This window comes from Streptomyces sp. NPDC057638 (genome assembly GCF_042800315.1).
Taxonomy (GTDB): domain Bacteria; phylum Actinomycetota; class Actinomycetes; order Streptomycetales; family Streptomycetaceae; genus Streptomyces.
The window spans coordinates 1-16,717 of sequence record NZ_JBHVHF010000182.1; the positions used below are offsets into that span (position 1 = coordinate 1).

Sequence of the window (16,717 nt, forward strand, 5' to 3'; positions counted from 1 at the left end):
GGGCCGCGGTCGCCCCGCCCGCCGGGACTGAGGGAGTGTCAGCCCCCCACACAGAACTCGTTCTCCTCGGGGTCCCGCAGGACCGACCAGGTCAGCGGGCCCTCGGACACCTCTCCGATCACGGTGGCCCCCAGCGCCACCAGCCGCTCCACCTCGGCGCCACGGTCCTCCGTGTGGAAGTCCAGATGCATCCGATTCTTGCCCGCCTTGGGCTCGGGCACCCGCTGGAATCCGAGGACCAGCGGCTGGGCCCCGACGATGACGAACTCCCCCTCGTAGTCCTGGGCGATCTCCGCCCCCAGCACCTTCGCCCACCACCCCGCCAGCTCACGGGGATCGGCGCAGTCGACAGTGACCATTTCCACTTTCAGGTTCATACGGGCCACCCTAGTCCGGGGCACTGACAGTGCCCCGTCTGAGCTGATTGTGGGGATATATCCAGCGGAGACCGTTCCGGAGTCGAGCGCGCCGAGGGGCGGCCGGGCTCCACCCGGTCCGCCACGGACGAGGACACCCGGTTCGCCCGGACCGACCCCGGTCAGGGCAGGGCGGGCGCCAGGCGTTTGACCTCGCGCAGGGTGGGGGCGGTCTCCAGTACCTGGATGCCCGGCAGGGGGCCGACGCACCGGTCGAGATAGTCGTACAGATCGGCGGGGGTACGGAAGATGCCACTGGCCACCAGGTTGGTGGCGCCGGTCGTGGCGGCGGCGAAGGCGATGGCGCTGTGGGTCGCGAGGGTCTCCCCCACCGTCCGCAGATGGGCCGGGGCGACCCGCAGCCAGAACAGGGTGCTCATGTGGTAGCCGAGGAGCCGGGGATCGAAGTCGACGGAGAGGTCGAGGGCGCCCTCGGCGCGCAGCCGGTCGAGATGGCGCCGGACGCTGGAGGGTGAGCGGCCGACCGCCGTGCTCAGCTCGGGCAGGGTCGCGCGGCCGTCCCGGGCCAGTTCGGTGAAGAGTGCCCGGTCCGTGGCGTCCAGCGTCAGCGGTGGCGCAGAGGTGCCGGATTCCACCGTTTCGGCCGGTGGGCCGGTCCGGAAGCGGGTGGCGTGCCAGGTACCCGTACCCCCGACGAAGATCCGCAGCATGCAGTGGGCCCCGATGGAGAGCACCTGCGGGGTGCGCGGGAGTTTGTCCAGCAGCAGGGCGTCGCGTTCGTCGCTGGAGCGCGCGGTGAGCGCGCAGTACAGCTCGGTGCCGCCGGAGGCGATGGTGACCCAGCTCGTGTCGGGTCTGCGGGCCAGCGCGTCGGCGACGGTACGGGAGGCATGGGGCGTGCAGGTCAGCCGCAGCAGCCAGCGGACCAGCCCCAGGCGGTCCGGCACCGGCTGGCCGATGATGCGCAGCCCTCGCTGGCGCAGCCGCAGCCAGCGGCGGGCGACGGTGCGCTCCGAGGTGTCCAACTGCCGGGAGAGCCGGCTGAAGGGGGCCCGCCCATCGAGCTGGAGGGCCTGGATCAGCCGCTGGTCGAGGTCGTCCAACGCGTCGGAATCCACCGTGACACCCTAGCCCTGCCGCCGGAATCCACCACATCTCCCGCCGTGGCTGGGGCCGTTGGCGGCGCGAAGCACAAGGTGGAGGGGTTCCCGACGCGAAGCCCGCGAGAGCCGGGGGGACGGACGCCGTGTGTGCGTCGAACCATCCGGCCGAGCGGCAGCAACAGGTCAGAGGAGACCCTGATGAGTCAGACGCGTACCCCGGAAGAGCCGCCGGTCACCGTGTTGCACGGCTATGTTCCCGTGATCGACCTGTCCGCCCGGGACACCAGGACGGGACGGGCCTCGATCGCCCGGGCCATCGGTCAGGCCTGTGCGAACTCCGGCTTCTTCACCATCGTCGGACACGGGGTGGACCAGGACCTCGTCGAGCGCATGTACACGGTGACCCAGGAGTTCTTCGCCCTGCCCCCGGAGCGCAAGAGCGCGGTCGAGAGCGGGCCCGGCACCTGCGGAGTGCTCTCCTCCGGCGGGAGTGCGGCCAAGAGCGCCGGAACGGACTCGCCTCCCGACCTCTGCGAGACCTTCTCGTCCAATGTGCTCGGGGATCTCGGCCCCGAGCAGCGGGCGGTGTTCGGGGATGACACGGCGCCCTGGACCCGGGCCAACCAGTGGCCCGGGGCACCGGAGGGGTTCAAGGAGACCTGGCTCGCGTACACCCGGGCGATGGAGGTCCTCAGCGAGCGCCTGATGCGGCTGTTCGCCCTCGCGCTGGGCCTCGGCGACGAGGCGTTCTTCGATGACAAGATCGACCGGAATATCTCGACGATCGTGGCCAACTACTACTACCCGCAGCTCACACCGCCGCTGCCGGGCCAGTTGCGCAAGGGCGCGCACAGCGACTGGGGCACCCTGACCATCCTCTACCAGGACCGGGCCGGTGGCCTCCAGGTGCGGCAGGAGGGCCATGGCTGGCGTGACGTCCCCTTCGTACCCGGCGGATTCGTCGTCAACATCGGTGACATGATGGCGTTCTGGACCGGCGGCCGCTGGGTCTCCACGGTGCACCGGGTCCTCAACCCGCCGGAGGGGCACACCCGGTCCCGGCTCTCCATTCCCTTCTTCCATCTGCCCAACCACGACGCGCGGATCGAGCCCGTCGTGGGGAACGGTGGCGGTGAACCGGCGTCGTCGTCCGCCTCGGCGGTGACACCGGGCGACTGGTACCGGGCGAAGATGACCGCCCTCTACTCCTGACACCGCCGCCGCCCGGGCCCTGACCGGCACCCGGGGCGCCCGGTCGCCGTCCAGCGGACCGTGGCCGGGCGGAAGGGGAAGGAAGGACGGACAGGCGGGCGGGGCGGACGGGGCGCCACGCCCGCCCCGAGCCGGGTACGAAGCCTTCCGGAGGCGGCGGCGCGGCCATGGGGTACCCGCTCAGACCGCCGGGGCGGTGAGCGCCGCGACGGTCTCGTCGATCGCCGAGGGCAGCCAGTCGGCGGTACGGGAGAGGGGGAAGCCCAGTTCCCTGGCGCGGGCGTTGCTCATGGCGTAGTGGCGGTCGAAGGAGTACGGCGATGCCTCCTCGCCCGCGGCGATCCTCCGGTACCGGGGGTGACGGCCGGTCCGCGCGCCGATCGCCGCGCCGAGGTCCTCGGCGTCGAGCAGACCGTCGGAGCAGGCGTTCACCGGTCCGGTGAAGTCACTGGCGGTGGCGGCCCACAGCATGAGGTCGGCCATCTCCTCGTAGTGGACGAAGACCGAGGGCCGGATCGTGTCGTGCACCGCTATCTCCCGGCCCTGGATGACGCGCTCGACGTAGTGGGCCAGTCGGCCGGTGAAGTCCAGCGCGCCACCGCCGAGCACATGCGCGACGCGTACGGAGGCGAAGGGGAAGCCCTCCTCCCGGCTGAGGACGGCCTCCGCCTGGCGCTTGCCCTCGGAGTAGTGGGCGTCCCGGAACTCCGGGTCGTCCCAGGGCAGGTCCATGCGTACCGGCCAGGTCGTCAGGTCCAACCGCCCCTCCGTCAGGAGTGTGCCGTGCGGGACGGACGGCAGGGTGGTGTCCGCCGGGTTGTACACCTCGATCGTGGACGTCATGAGGAACCGCCGGGTACGGCCACGGAAGACCCGGGCGGCGGCGGCCGCCTGGACGGGGGTGTAGCAGACCTGGTCGATGACGACATCGAAGTCGCGCAGTCCGAGCGCGGCGCTCAGGGCGGCCTCGTCGTCGCGGTCGACACGGAGATGCCCGGCACCGGGCGGCGGCGGTGACGAGCCGCGGTTGACGAGGGTGACCTCATGTCCCGCGGCCAGGAGCCGCTGGACCAGGAGTATGCCGAAGTACCGGCTTCCGCCGATGACGCAGATCCTTTGCATGGCCCCATCCTGAGGCCCTACCGTCACCAGCAGAAGTAGGTCATCACTGGATACGTATAAAGGAAAACTGTTGATCGATGTGCAGCGTCTCCGCGTCCTGCGGGCGGTCGCCGACCACGGCAGCTTCAACCGGGCCGCGGCGGCGCTGCGGCTGACGCCGTCGGCCGTCTCCCAGCATGTGGCGGCCCTCGAACGCGCCCTCGACGTCACGGTGGTGACCCGCAGCACCAGGGGAGTCACCCTGACCCGGGCCGGACTGATCATGGTCAGTGCCGCCGAGTCGGTCGACGCCGAACTCACCCACGCGCGGGCGCGCATCCAGCGGCTCGGTACGGGACGGACCCGCCTGACCATCGCCACCTTCACCAGCGGCGGCAGACTCCTCCTGCCGACGGCCCTCGCCCGGCTGACGGCGGACCACCCGGACATCCTGCTCCATGTGCGGGAGGCGGAACCCGGGGACAGCCTGCGCCTGGTGCGCGAGGGAACGGCGGACCTGGCACTCGCCTATCACTTCGACGGGCCGCTGCCCGGTCGGCGGACCGGTCTGGAGTGGACCGCCCTCCTGGCGGACCCCCTGCGCCTGGTCCTGCCCGAGACGCATCGCCTCGCGGGCCGGGCCTGCCTCGACCTCGCCGAACTCGCCGCCGAGCCCTGGGTGCTGGGCTGTCTGCACACCGAGGCGTATCTGCGGCGCTACGCGGAGCGCGCGGGCTTCGAGCCGGAGGTCCGCGGCACGACGACCGACTACTTCTTCGCGTGTTCCCTCGTCGCCGCGGGCGTGGGGGTCTCGCTGATCCCCTCCATCGCCCTCACCTCGCCGCCGCCGGGTGTGCGTGCGATCCCGGTCGCGGAACCGGCGCCGACCCGGCACATCGGCGTCGCCACGATCGGCCGCCGCCGGGCCGACGCGCCCGTCGCGGCCCTGATCAGGGCTCTGGAGGAGCAGACGGCCGCCGGGCCCGGGAGCTGACGCGGACCAGGCCGCGCCGTGGCCCTGAGCTGAGGTCAGTTCAGTTCAGTTCAGGTCAGGTCAGGTCAGGTCAGGTCAGGTCGACGCTGGCGGACGACCACGGGGGGACCGTACGGGAACACGTTTTCGGCCACCCGCCGCTTCGGCCACCGCCCAGACGCGGCACGGCCTCCGGCGACCCGCCGCCCTCCCCGCCCCATGACACCGGGACCCGGGTCCGGCCGAAAGACGTGTGTTCGAAAGGTGCCGTCGGCTCGTTGTCCCAGGTGCCGCCCGCCCCAGGCCGCGACCGTCCTCGCCCACCGGCCGGACGGCCGGGAGTACGGGGCCGCCCCCGCGGGCGCACGGCATCCGAGCGACGTGATGAAGGGAGCCCTCTGGTGAGCGAGAAGACGATCAAGGGCCCAGTGCCCGGCCCCCGGGCGCCTCTGGGGCCTCCTCCGGCGCGGGTGGCGGCCGGGCCCGACGACGGTGACGACATCACCGGTGGCATGGAGACGGCGTACTGGGCGGTCCATGACGGGGCGTCGGCGAAGGCCGGCGTGCGGGAGATCCTGGCCCAGTTACCACGCATCGTGCGGCAGGTCGGAGCGCTGGCGTGGCGGGCCGACCGGCGCGGAACCGTCGTCGTCGCCGTGCTCCAGCTCGCCTCGGCGGCGATGAACGCGTTCGGTCTGGTCGCGTCGGTCGCCGTACTGCACACCCTGTTCTCATCCGGGCCGACGCCGGACAAGGTCCGCGCGGCGCTGCCGGAACTGGCCCTCGTGGTGGTGCTGCTGTCCCTGCGGGCGGCCCTGGAGACCGCGGTGGCGGTCGCCGAGTCCCGGCTCACCCCGAAGATCCGTACCGCGCTGGAGGTCGAGTTCTACCGGCTGGTGGCGCATGTACGGCTGGAGGCCGTCGACGACGCGCGCTGGCACGACGACATCCACCGGGCGAACGACCGCGGGCTCTACTTCGCGCGGCAGATCGTGGGGCAGATCGTCGCGCTGGCCGCGGCCCTTCTCGACCTCATCGGCATGGCGGGCGTCCTGGCCGTGCTCCACCCGCTGCTGATCCTGATGCTGCCGCTCTCCGTGCTGCCGGTCGGCGCCGCCGCCGTCCGCGCGGCACGCGAGCGGTTCCACTCGTATATGCGGTGGAACGCCCTCCAGCGGCGGGTGCGCACCTTCAGCTGGATCCTGCTCGACCAGGACTCCGCCGCCGAGATCCGCTCCAACACCACCCAGGGCGCGCTGCTGGACGAACACCGGAGGCTCACCGAGAGGATCGCCACGGAGGACACCCGGCTCGGTGTCCGCGCGGCCTGGATCCATCTCGTCGGGCGCACGGCGGGCGGCATCGGCACCGGCATCACCTACGCGGCGCTGTGCGCGATGCTCATCGGCGGCTGGATCCCGCTTGCCGTCGGCGCCGGGGCCGTGCTGGCGATCCAGTCCAGCCACCGCTCCCTCACCACCGTGGTGAACATGGCGCACATGGTCTACGAGCACGCCCTGTGGGTGGGCGACCTGCTGGCGGTGGAGGCCCGGTGCCGGGGCCTCCTGCCCCGCACGGGAGGGGCGCAGGCCCCCGAGACGGTCGAGGAGATCCGACTCGATGGGGTCCGCTTCACCTACCCGGACCAGGACACTCCCGCGCTCGACGGTGTCAGCCTGACCCTGCGGGCCGGGGAGACGGTGGCGTTCGTCGGCGTCAACGGCTCCGGCAAGAGCACCTGTTCCAAACTGATCGCGGGACTGTACGACCCGACGGCGGGGACCGTGTCCTGGAACGGCACCGACGCTCGTGGGCTGGATCCCGTCTCGCTCCAGCGGCAGGTCGCCATGGTGCTCCAGGACCCGGTGCACTACCCCTTCACCGCGCTGGCGAACATCACCGTCTCCCGGGGCAGCATCACCGACGCCGACCCCCGGGCCGCCCACGCGGCCGCCACCGCCTCCGGCGCCGACACCGTCATCGCCCACCTCCCCGGCACCTGGCGGGCGCTGCTGTCCAAGCGGTTCGCGGGCGGACAGGAGCTCTCCGCCGGGCAGTGGGCCAAGGTCGCGGTCGCCCGCGGCCTCTTACAAGCAGGCGCCCGTCCTCCTGCTCGACGAGCCGACCGCCAGCATGGACCCCAAGGCGGAGCACGCCGTCTACCAGGCCGTACTCCAAGGCGCCCGCCGCCCCGGGCAGATCACCGTCCTCATCTCCCACCGTCTCGCCTCCGTGGTCCAGTCCGACCGGATCTACGTCTTCGACGAGGGGAGGATCACCGAGTGCGGCACCCACCAGGAACTGATGGCGAAACAGGGTGAGTACGCCCAGATGTTCGCCCTTCAGGCGGCCGGATACCACGACGTGCCCACGGCGAGGGAGGAGACATGACCCGCGAGACACCGCGTGACCCACGGGCCCACGGACACCCAGAACGGCGGCGCGCACCCCTTGGTGCCACGCTTCGAGCCGGAACAGGACGGTTCATGACGGGAGTTGAGGACGCATCAGTGCCGGGCGTTGTCGGTGGCAGGCCCTACGATCCACTCGCATCACCGCCGTTCATCGGACCGGATGACCTGAAGGCAGCTGAGCAGACGGCCGGATCGGTGAGGGCACACCCGTACGCGACCGACCCGTCGCTTCCCTGGACGCGCGGGTTCGGTGAAAGGCAGAAGCAACGATATGACCACGATCACGGACACCGCTCCCGACCGCCCCGACGGCGTACCCGCCGAGGCCGTCGCCGAGGACGACGGAGGGTGGGCTCTGGGGGTGACGGCCTCCGAGGGCAGGACCGGAGTGTGGCGCTACTGGCGCCCGGACGGGAGCTTCGTCGAGACGAGTCACTGGCGCGCGGACCAGCTCCATGGCGAGCACATCCGCTACCACGACGACGGCACGGTCGCCCTGGAGGGGCGGTGGCGGGACGGCAAGCGGTGCCGGATGGTGGTGTACCGCGCGGACGGTCCGTCCCAGGAGACGGCCATGGACCAGCTGCCGGTCTCCGTCCGGGTCATGATCCAGGACTTCGACGAGGACGGGTACTTCATCCGCCAGCGGTTCTTCACCTCGGACGGTTCGGAGGTCGACTTCGACGGTGAGCCGATACCGCCGCGTCCGGCGCGGGTGCCGGAGGGCGCCCAGCACGCCTCCGGGCTCGGCCACTGGTACCACCAGCGCATCGAGGGGTTCGGGGACGAGAGGAAGGTGGGCCTGCACCGGTTCTGGCAGACCGACGGCGCGTTCAAGGGCGTGGAGTATCACAGCCTCGAACGTGCGGACGGCGGGCCGTGCGCATGGATCAACGCGAACGGCAGGTGCCGGAGCAACCCCCTGGTCGAGGCGGACCGGGACGGCGACCGAACCGTGGTCGAGCAGTGCCTCGCGCTCGGCTACGGCTCCTCCCCGGGCGCGGCGCTGCACGCGGCGTACGAGGGACGGGCGGCTCTGGCCCTGCGCCTGCTGACCGAGGGACCGGGGGCGCACCAGGAGGAGTTCACCGACCCGCGCACCGAGCCGGAGCGCCGGGGTGGCACCCCGGACGAGGCGCTCTGGGTGGCGGGGCTGGAGTCATGGGTCATCGGCGCGGTCGACCCGGCCACGGGCGCCGCCACGGGGACCTGGCGGCTGTGGCGGAGCAAGCCGTTCCTCGGCCACGATCAGCCGGTCGTGACCGAGTTCACCGACGGCCGCCCCTCCCGGCGCCGTGAGTACGTGGCGTGGCGGCCCGACGACCTCGACGAGGAGTGGACCTACGACACCGACGGCGGGCAAATCCTGCACCGCAGATACGAGAAGGGCGTACGGTCCGCCGAGACCGAGAACCTGCCGGACGGCACGGTGGCGCACCGGCGCTTCCGCGACGATGTGCCACGGGTCGAGCGGATCGAGCGGGACGGCGCCCTGGTCTCCGAGGTGTGGTTCGCCGAGGACGGGACGCGCCAGGCCGAGGTCGGGCCGGTCGATCTGCGGGTGAAGGGCGAGGAGATCGAGTGGTGGCGGGCCCTGGACGCCTCCGGCACGCTGATCGCCGAGGGCGCGGTCCGGCCGGGCATCAAGGGCGGACCACGGGGGCCGTGGCGGCTCTACCACGCGGACGGCACCGACCACGCGATCGTCAGGTTCAAGAAGACGCGTGTACGGCGCGATGGAGACCTGGGGCGGTTCGCCCACGCGCTGCACACCTGGCGCACCCTGCCGGCACCGGAGGCCCTGCGGGGCGTGGAGAAGGTCGCATGGGGCAGATACCAGCCCTTCTTCGGTGCCGGGACGGAGTATCCCTTCCTCCTCAAGGGACTCGCCGTCCCGGATCCGCTCGCCGCGGGACACGCCCTGGCCCGGCTGTGGGACGGAGTGCTGCACCAGCACACCGTCTCCGACATCGCCGGTCCCGCACTGCGGTTCGTGATCGCCCTCACCGAGACCATGCCCGATGACCAGGAGCTGCTGAAGTTCATCCTGCATGTGGTCACCCGCGACGGCAGTCTGGACGCCACCCGGCACCTCAAAGAGCTCCACACGGCGGCCACCGGCGCCAAGAACCCCGCGCGGCGCTTCGCGAAGAACGGCGTGGAGCCCGCCTACCACGAGATCTACACCTGTCTCGGCGCCGCGACACCGACCTGGGCCGCACGGGCCGCCGGAGGCCCCGGGATCTCCCGCCAGACACGGCGGACCGCCATCCATCTGCTCGCCGCCGCCCCGGGTGAGTCCGCCGCGAACGCCCTGCGGGACTGCCTGGCCACCGAGGCCGGACGAGGTGCCGAGCGCGACCACCATGCCCTCGCCGAGTTGCTGCTCTGTCTGGCCCTCGCGCCCGGCGACACAACGCGTGACCTTCTGGAGCCGTTCCTGGCCGACGCGGACCCGCTGCTGCGCTTCTGTGCCGCGCTCACCTGGGTGCGTATCGAGGCCGCCCCGCTCGACCGGGCGCTGTCGAGCCTCACCGCGGCCATCGACGAGCCATCCGGGCTGGGGGAGTTCACGGAGCTCTGGTTCGCCGAGGACGAGGCCTCCATCGACGCGATCGGCGCCCTGTCCCTGCTCCGGCCCGCACACTCCCAGGATCTGCTGAAGCGGATGTGCGCCCTCCTCGCCACGGTCGGCGGCTATACCGCGCCCGGCCTCGCGCGGTCCCTGCTCGACATCGTCTTCCCCACGGAGGCGTATGCCGAGGGCGCCCCCCTCACACCGGACCAGCGCCGGGTCGTGCGGGTACTCGCCGACCGGATCGCCGGATCGCGCGTCGTCGACATCGACCTGAACGAGGTGCTCCGCTGCAACGGACTGCCCTGCACGGCCGATGAGCTGCGGGCCCTGTGCGCCATCGGCGGCCGTGAGCCTGTGACGCGATAGACGGCGGATGGAGCGGCTCCTGCCGGGGACACGCGCGGAGGTGTCCCCGGTGGGACCGTACGGGTCATGGGACCTCGCCCCACGACAGCACCGTTGAGCCGGGCTTTCCCCTCCGTACTCTCGGGGCCGCCGCCTCACCCCACGGAGGAGCGCGGGCGGGACCGCCGCCGTGTGTCGGGCGCGGACGGCGCCCCGGACGCGCCTGATGGGGTCCACCCGCCGTGGTGGCGCGCCTGAGCGGGCGATTCCGTCCGGCGCCCGCTCACAGCAGGCGCCGTACCGCCTCCACGATCGCCTCGCGGCACTCCTCCGGGCTCCGCGCCAGGACACCCGCGGCGGGCACGCTCGCGGCGTTCGTCGGGCTCCAGGCGGAGGCGATGGCCAGGACGAGGGTGAGCAGGGTGGCCGGGGTGAAACCCGGGGTGCCGCCCCGCTCCCGCTGGACCGATGCGAGCGCGGCCAGCTTCTCCTGGCGGGTGGGCGCCGCGATGGCGGGATCGCGTTCCGTGCCGGTGCCGCGCTCCAGTCGGTGCCAGGTGGCCAGCCGGAGCACCTCCGGGTGCCGCTCGTAGAAGTCGAACAGCCGCCCGGCGTAGTCGGGCAGATCGTCCGGGGTGAAGGGCACCATGCCGAGCCCTCGTCCGACGTGGGCGTCGAAGACGGCGTCGAAGAGCCCGTCCTTGTTGCCGTAGTAGACGTAGATGAGGTTCTTGTTGGCCGAGGCCGCCGCGGCGATGCGGTCGACCCGGGCTCCCGCGATCCCGTGCGCCGCGAACTCCTCGGTGGCGGCTTGGAGGATGCGTGCCTTCGTGGCTTCGGCTCGGGACATATCGCGATGCTAACAGCGTTTGACTAAACGGTTAGTTTCTTTGGCTAACCGTCTATTCTGTTGCGATGAGCGCATCGTCGGCCGCCTCCGGCGGCCCCCTCGAACAGTTGGCGACGAGCAAGTACGTCCTGCTCACCACGTTCCGCCGGGACGGGCGGGCGGTCCCCACTCCGGTATGGGTGATGCGGGACGGTGACCACCTGGCCGTGTGGAGCGCGGCCGAGGCGGGCAAGGTCAAGCGCATCCGCAACAGCGGGCGGGTGACCGTCGGCCCGTGCGACTGGCGGGGCACCCCGCTCGGGGAGGCCGTACCCGGCGTGGCCGACCTGCCCGGCCCCGAGGCCACCCGCCACTACCTCGATCTGATGAAGCGCAAGTACGGCCTGATCGCCCGGGTCACTTTGCTGGGAAGCCGACTGCGCGGGCGCGATCACCACACGGTGGGCATCCGGATCCGGCTGACCGACTGAAGGTCCGGCCTCCTCTCCGTCAACCTCCCCCACCCGCACCCGTCGCAGGGCCGACGAGCGGGCGACCGCTCGGCCGCGACGGCTGACTCGGCCGGCTCACCGGCGGGGAGTCGCCCCTCGCCGACGCGTCGGGACCCTCCCCGGCACCAGACCCCGCGCACCGGCCCGGCCTGATCCGGCGGAAGCGCTCTGACCGATCCGGCGGGAGCGCCGACGCCGTCGGCCGGGATGACGCGTGTCAGGGACCGTCACGGCGGACACCGTGCGGCACTCAGGGGCCGACACCGTGAGGATCAGGCCGGTCGTTGACGGGAATGCGCCGCCGAGAGCCCTGCCGCGACGGACGGGTTCTCCCTCGGCTCGCGCTACCGAGGGGCCTGGCCTCGGGTTTCGCCCCTGGGGAAGCCTCCCGCCGCACCGGACCCGCACGGCCGCCGTCGAACGTGCCCCGGCGGTCCGACTACGGTTGGTCCGTATGCCCCACACCGATACCGAGATCACCGCGGAACTGATCCGCGAGCTGTTGCGCGACCAACACCCCGATCTGGCCGGTCATCCGCTACGGCTCGGCGCGCGCGGCTGGGACAACCAGTTGTGGCGGCTGGGCGACGACCTCGCCGTCCGGCTGCCCTGGGCCACGGAACACGCGGACGCGCTCCTGCGCAAGGAGCACACCTGGGTGCCCTCCCTCGCTCCGCTTCTGCCGCTGCCGGTGCCCGTGCCCCAGCGCCTGGGTCATGCCTCCGCCCGGTTCCCCCGTTCCTGGACCGTCACCACCTGGGTACCCGGCTCACCCGCCGATCGCGCCGCCGCCACCCGCGCGACGGCGGCCGACAGCCTGGCCGCCTTCCTCACGGCGCTGCACCGGCCCGCGCCCGAGTCCGCGCCCGTCAGCGGCTATGGCCGCGGCGGCCCCCTGGCCGACCTCACCGAGGGATTCGAGCGGCAGCTCGCCTCGGCCGTCGAACAGGAGCTGATCCCCGACCCGGACGCCGTACGCGCCCTGTGGGACGACGCCGTGGCCGCACCCCCCTGGACGGGCCCGCCGCTCTGGCTCCACGGCGATCTGCACCCGGCGAACATCCTGACCTCGGAGGGCACATTCTGCGGAGTGATCGACTTCGGCGACCTGTGCGCGGGCGATCCCGCCTGCGACCTGGCCGCCCCCTGGATCCTGCTGCCGGACGGCGCACTCGACCGGTTCCACCGGGCCTACCAGCCCACCCCGGACGCCGCGACACTGCGCCGCGCCCGTGGCTGGGCACTGCTGCGGGCCTTCAGCGGCATCCTCATCGGTGAGGCCGGGCTCCAGGGCCGCCCCGGCGGCAAGCCCAGCTGGGGTCCGCCCGCCCACGCCTCCCTGCGACGCCTGCTCGCGGCGGACCGCCCCTGACCTCCTCCACGGCGGTACGGTGACGGCCACCGGTGTCCGCCCTCGCGTGAGCGCCGCCGCGTTCGGGGGCCGCGGCACTCGCGCGAGGGTCAGCCGGAGCCGAGCACCGCGACCAGGACCGTGCCCTGCGCGAGGAGTTGCACGGCGAGCGCCGCGTAGCGCACCCGTACGGCGGGCGCCACCAGGACCGTGGCACACGCCACCAGGGAGACGCCCAGACCCCAGGTGAACATCCCTCCCGGCGGCTGCCAGCCGCACTCCTCGCCGTAGCCGAGGCAGCGCGCGGCGCTCTCGGACGAGTAGGCGACCGCGAGGACCGCCAGAGCGGCGGGCAGGAAGAGACCCGTGGTCAGCAGGGACCCCCACCGGGTCCAGTCCCTGGTGCCGATGGTGCCCGCGGTCCCCGGGGCGAGCGGCTGCGAAGGCGATGCGTTCATGCCACCGATCATCCGACGCCCGCGGAGCCCGCGCACCGGTCGGGATACTCAGTCCCGTCGCCGGACATACTCACCTCGGCCACCGGCGCGGTGGACCGGTGCCGGGGCGGTGTAGGTTGCTGCCCGGTGCTTCGTCGGCGGCGCACAGGTCACCTCCGGTGCTCCGGTGTCGGCCCCTGCCCATGCCAGGGGGTGGTGCTCTGGCTGCTGGACGACAGCAGGAACGGCGCGGAACCAGCCATGTCCGGTCCACCGACGGCCCGGCGGCTCCGGACTGTTCCCACCCCCCTCCCCCGCACCAGCCCGCCAGGACCCGAAGGAGTCAGCGTGTCACCCGGATCGGACGATGACTCCCCGGCGACCCTCTACGGGCCTGTCGCCGCCGCCCTCGGTCTCCTCGCCTGTGTCACGCTGGCCCTCGGCCGCTACACCGGGGCCTCGCTTCCGATGCTGACCGGAAGCCTCGCCATCACCTTCGCCGTGCTGGGCCTGCGCCAGGGCTTCCGCCGACGGCTCTGCCTCCTCGGTCTCACCACCGGGGTGGTCGGCGTGGGTCTTCCGCTCGCCCTCATCGCCGCCTACGCGCTGGGCGTCTGAGGCCCCGCACGAGGCGGGCGCGGGCGGACAACGTTCGCCCCAGGGTCCGCGTGCCGCCCCCCGCCACCGTGTCACTTCGGCGGACGGCCGGGTGGCCACGGGTACGGTCGGGTGCGCGGGCTCCGGTGGCGGCCGGGTGGCACCGGTCGCGCCGTACGTCGCCGTCCCGGTGGTGATGTCTCCCCACCCGGGGAGAGAGGAGGAGGGTGAGCGATGGTCTCCGTCACGGATACCCGTGTCGACGTGCCCCTGCCGGACGGCACGGCCGACGCCCTGCTGGCGTATCCGGAGGACATGGGCCCCTGTCCCGGGGTGCTGCTGTACATGGACGCGTTCGGGCCGCGTCCCCAGCTGGAGCGGATGGCCCACCGGCTCGCCGCCTCCGGATACACCGTGTTGGTGCCGAACGTCTTCCACCGGTACGGGCGGGCGCCGCTGATCGACCTGCCGGCCGTCATCGACACCGCACGCCACCCGGAGATCTTCCAGCGGCTCGGGCCGATGATCCGGTCCCTGACGCCCGAGTTGGTGGCGCGCGACGCCGATGGCTGTCTGCGCTGGCTGGCGGCCTCGCCGCTGGTGGCCGCGGGGCCGGTGGGTGTCACCGGGTACTGCATGGGTGTGCGGCTGGCCCTGTACACCGCCGCCGCCCGGCCCGACCGGGTCACCGCCGTCGCCGGATTCCACGGGGCACACCTGGCCACCACGGAACCGGACAGTCCGCATCTGTTGCTCGACCGGGTGCGGGCCGAGGTGTACCTCGCTCACGCCGACGCGGACCCCTCCCTGCCGCCGGAGCAGATCGAGCGGCTCGCGGGCGCCCTCAGGGCGGCGGGTGTGCGCCACCGCGCCGAGGTGTACCCGGGGGCGCGCCACGGGTTCACCCAGGCCGACACGGTCTCCTACGACCACACCGCCGACGAGCGTCACTGGGCGGCGCTGCTGGACCTGTTCGCCCGGACCCTGCACGGCCCGCCGGTGCCCTGAGGCCCGTACCTGCCGAGGTCTCCCGGTGCGCGCCCCCGTCCTCGTACGGGCCTCAGGGCGGCGGGACGGGCCAGGGGTGGCGTCAGGTGTTCTCCGGCAGATGCGTCCGCGCCCATTCCTCGAAGCGGGTGACCGGGATGCCGAGATCCCGCGCCTCCTGAGGGCGGGCGGCGAAGGACCAGACGTTCAGCCACTCGTGTGCGGCGCCCATGGGAGGCATCCCGGCGGCGAGGGCCTGCGCCTCGGTCATGTCCGGCGCGGACACCGGCGTGTCCAGGGCCCGGGAGAGGACCGCGGCGATCTCGGTCATCGGCAGGTCGTCGCTCGCCAACTCCAGCTCGACCTCGTGGAACCGCTCCGGCTCGGCGATGGCCGCGGCGGCGGCCCGGCCGATGTCGTCCACGGCGACCAGGGAGATCCGGGTCCCCGGGTTCAGGACGCTGACCAGGCCGCCCGCGACACCGCGCGGGAAGAGGAACGCCGTGGACGGAAGGAAGTTCTCCATGAAGAAGGCCGGTTTGAGCAGCGTCCAGCGGGAGAACCCGGCCGCGCGGACGGCGTCCTGGATCGCGCACTTCGCGGCGAAGTAGGGCTCCAGCAGGGGCCAGCGGCCCTCGTCCCAGCCAGGCGTCTCGACGTGCTGGTCGGCGGCGCTGACCGAGGTGTGCACGAACTGCGGTACTCCGGCGGCCTTCGCGCCCTCGATCAGGTTGATCCCCTGGGTCAGCTCGCCGTCGAAGTCATGGCCCCGCTCGGTGACGGGGGGCATCTGCACGGAGAAGACGGCACGGGCGCCCTGGGCGGCCCGGACCACGGAGGCGCGGTCGGCCAGGTCCCCGGTGACCAGTTCGACGCCCAGCGCGGCGACGGCCCGTGCCCGCTCGCTGGCCGGGTCACGCACCAGGGCGCGGACGGGAACCCCCCGTAGGAGCAGGGCACGGACGGTGGCGCCACCTTGTTTCCCGGTGGCACCGGTGACCAGGACGGGTGCGGAATCTGCGGGCATGCTGCTGCTCCTCGGGTCGCGTCCATGAAGTGGCGGGCCCCGCCGTTTACGTTCGGATACGATACGGCGGACCCCGCCGTTTCAGCAATGCCGGAGGAGAGACCATGCCGGGACAGCAACGGGCCGACGCCCGGCGGAACTACGCCCGGATTCTCGCCGTGGCCGAGAACGAGGTGGCCGCCCACGGGTCCGGCGCCTCCCTGGAACAGATCGCCCGCACGGTGGGGGTCGGCTCGGCGACCGTGCGCCGTCATTTCCCCACCCGTCGCGCGCTCCTGGAGGCGGTCGCCCAGAAACGGATCGACGCCCTGTGCGCCCGCGCCCACACCCTGACCGGCGTGACCGACAGCCGTACCGCCCTGCTGGAGTGGCTCGGTGAGGTGCTCACCTTCTGCGTCCGCGCCCGGGGCCTGGCGGCCGCCCTCGCCCACGACGGAGCCGTGTCCGAACCGGCCCACGAGAACGCCTGCACGGCCGCGCTGGAAGCGGCGGCGAGCCCCTTGCTCGACCGGGCGGTCCAGGACGGCGCGGTCGCGCCGGGCGCCACGGTCACCGACCTGATCACCCTGATCGTCGGGATCACCCTGGCCACGGAACACCACCCCGACCCCGCCGACCAGGCGAACCGCCTCTTCGGCCTGGCAGTCAGGGGATTGAGCCCGCGGAGCCTGGCCCCGGGCCCGACCGGCTGACCGGCGACGCGACCACCGTGTACGGACCGCGTGACAGCGGTCCCGCCGTCACCCTCGCGGGCAGCGGGCCCGCCTGCACCACGGCCCGCTGGACCAGCGGCACCACCGCGATCCAGGCGACCGGGACGAGCCCGGCGCGCGGGCACTCCGGCCCACCGAGGATGCGCGGCCCCCGCGCCGAG

General features: G+C 72.7%; 15 protein-coding genes. 9 read left to right on the plus strand and 6 right to left on the minus strand.

Going from position 1 to position 16,717, the window contains the following annotated elements; all coding sequences use genetic code 11:
- Positions 1-38: 38 nt before the first annotated feature.
- Together ACFVIM_RS22820 and ACFVIM_RS22825 are read right to left on the minus strand one after the other, a co-directional pair.
- On the minus strand, positions 39-377 hold the full coding sequence (locus tag ACFVIM_RS22820; RefSeq protein ID WP_384304204.1) for a VOC family protein: 339 nt from the start codon (positions 375-377) through the stop codon (positions 39-41).
- Positions 378-538: 161 nt separating this feature from the next.
- Positions 539-1,495: an Lrp/AsnC family transcriptional regulator gene (locus tag ACFVIM_RS22825; RefSeq protein ID WP_384304207.1), complete on the minus strand. Its 957-nt coding sequence runs from the start codon at positions 1,493-1,495 to the stop codon at positions 539-541.
- Positions 1,496-1,678: 183 nt separating this feature from the next.
- Here ACFVIM_RS22825 and ACFVIM_RS22830 point away from each other — a divergent pair, with 183 nt between their 5' ends.
- Positions 1,679-2,692, plus strand: a complete 1,014-nt coding sequence (locus tag ACFVIM_RS22830) for an isopenicillin N synthase family dioxygenase (protein ID WP_384304210.1) — start codon at positions 1,679-1,681, stop codon at positions 2,690-2,692.
- Positions 2,693-2,872: 180 nt separating this feature from the next.
- Here the strand turns inward: ACFVIM_RS22830 and ACFVIM_RS22835 are convergent, their stop codons facing one another.
- Positions 2,873-3,814 carry an NAD-dependent epimerase/dehydratase family protein gene (locus ACFVIM_RS22835; protein ID WP_384304213.1) on the minus strand — a complete coding sequence of 314 codons (942 nt, stop codon included), beginning with the start codon at positions 3,812-3,814 and terminating at the stop codon, positions 2,873-2,875.
- Between the two features lie 70 nt (positions 3,815-3,884).
- On the opposite strand from ACFVIM_RS22835, the gene ACFVIM_RS22840 reads away from it, so the two are divergent.
- The 3 genes from ACFVIM_RS22840 to ACFVIM_RS22850 all read left to right on the plus strand — a co-directional run bounded on the left by ACFVIM_RS22840 (position 3,885) and on the right by ACFVIM_RS22850 (position 10,124).
- Positions 3,885-4,787, plus strand: coding sequence for a LysR family transcriptional regulator (locus tag ACFVIM_RS22840; RefSeq protein WP_384304216.1), 903 nt, complete (start codon positions 3,885-3,887; stop codon positions 4,785-4,787).
- Between the two features lie 380 nt (positions 4,788-5,167).
- Positions 5,168-7,087, plus strand: coding sequence for an ATP-binding cassette domain-containing protein (locus ACFVIM_RS22845; RefSeq protein ID WP_384304219.1), 1,920 nt, complete (start codon positions 5,168-5,170; stop codon positions 7,085-7,087).
- Positions 7,088-7,451: 364 nt separating this feature from the next.
- Entirely contained in the window at positions 7,452-10,124 is a 2,673-nt protein-coding gene (locus tag ACFVIM_RS22850; protein WP_384304222.1) for a toxin-antitoxin system YwqK family antitoxin, read from the plus strand.
- Between the two features lie 262 nt (positions 10,125-10,386).
- On the opposite strand, the gene ACFVIM_RS22855 is transcribed toward ACFVIM_RS22850, so the two are convergent.
- The gene (locus tag ACFVIM_RS22855; protein ID WP_384304225.1) at positions 10,387-10,953 is read right to left on the minus strand and encodes a TetR family transcriptional regulator; all 567 of its coding nucleotides are present in this window, start codon (positions 10,951-10,953) and stop codon (positions 10,387-10,389) included.
- A 65-nt stretch (positions 10,954-11,018) separates the two neighbouring features.
- Between ACFVIM_RS22855 and ACFVIM_RS22860 the strand changes: the two genes are divergently transcribed.
- Positions 11,019-11,423 carry a PPOX class F420-dependent oxidoreductase gene (locus ACFVIM_RS22860; RefSeq protein WP_384304227.1) on the plus strand — a complete coding sequence of 135 codons (405 nt, stop codon included), beginning with the start codon at positions 11,019-11,021 and terminating at the stop codon, positions 11,421-11,423.
- A gap of 475 nt (positions 11,424-11,898) precedes the next feature.
- Positions 11,899-12,816 carry an aminoglycoside phosphotransferase family protein gene (locus ACFVIM_RS22865; RefSeq protein ID WP_384304230.1) on the plus strand — a complete coding sequence of 306 codons (918 nt, stop codon included), beginning with the start codon at positions 11,899-11,901 and terminating at the stop codon, positions 12,814-12,816.
- 89 nt (positions 12,817-12,905) lie between these two features.
- Here ACFVIM_RS22865 and ACFVIM_RS22870 read toward each other — a convergent pair whose 3' ends face one another.
- The gene (locus ACFVIM_RS22870) at positions 12,906-13,253 is read right to left on the minus strand and encodes a hypothetical protein (RefSeq protein WP_384304233.1); all 348 of its coding nucleotides are present in this window, start codon (positions 13,251-13,253) and stop codon (positions 12,906-12,908) included.
- Between the two features lie 327 nt (positions 13,254-13,580).
- Between ACFVIM_RS22870 and ACFVIM_RS22875 the strand changes: the two genes are divergently transcribed.
- Both ACFVIM_RS22875 and ACFVIM_RS22880 read left to right on the plus strand, forming a co-directional pair.
- On the plus strand, positions 13,581-13,850 hold the full coding sequence (locus ACFVIM_RS22875; protein ID WP_384304236.1) for a hypothetical protein: 270 nt from the start codon (positions 13,581-13,583) through the stop codon (positions 13,848-13,850).
- 213 nt (positions 13,851-14,063) lie between these two features.
- Positions 14,064-14,837, plus strand: coding sequence for a dienelactone hydrolase family protein (locus ACFVIM_RS22880; protein WP_384304238.1), 774 nt, complete (start codon positions 14,064-14,066; stop codon positions 14,835-14,837).
- A gap of 82 nt (positions 14,838-14,919) precedes the next feature.
- Here ACFVIM_RS22880 and ACFVIM_RS22885 read toward each other — a convergent pair whose 3' ends face one another.
- Entirely contained in the window at positions 14,920-15,843 is a 924-nt protein-coding gene (locus ACFVIM_RS22885) for an NmrA/HSCARG family protein (protein WP_384304241.1), read from the minus strand.
- A gap of 104 nt (positions 15,844-15,947) precedes the next feature.
- Here ACFVIM_RS22885 and ACFVIM_RS22890 point away from each other — a divergent pair, with 104 nt between their 5' ends.
- The gene (locus ACFVIM_RS22890) at positions 15,948-16,535 is read left to right on the plus strand and encodes a TetR/AcrR family transcriptional regulator (protein WP_384304245.1); all 588 of its coding nucleotides are present in this window, start codon (positions 15,948-15,950) and stop codon (positions 16,533-16,535) included.
- The last annotated feature ends 182 nt before the right edge of the window (positions 16,536-16,717 follow it).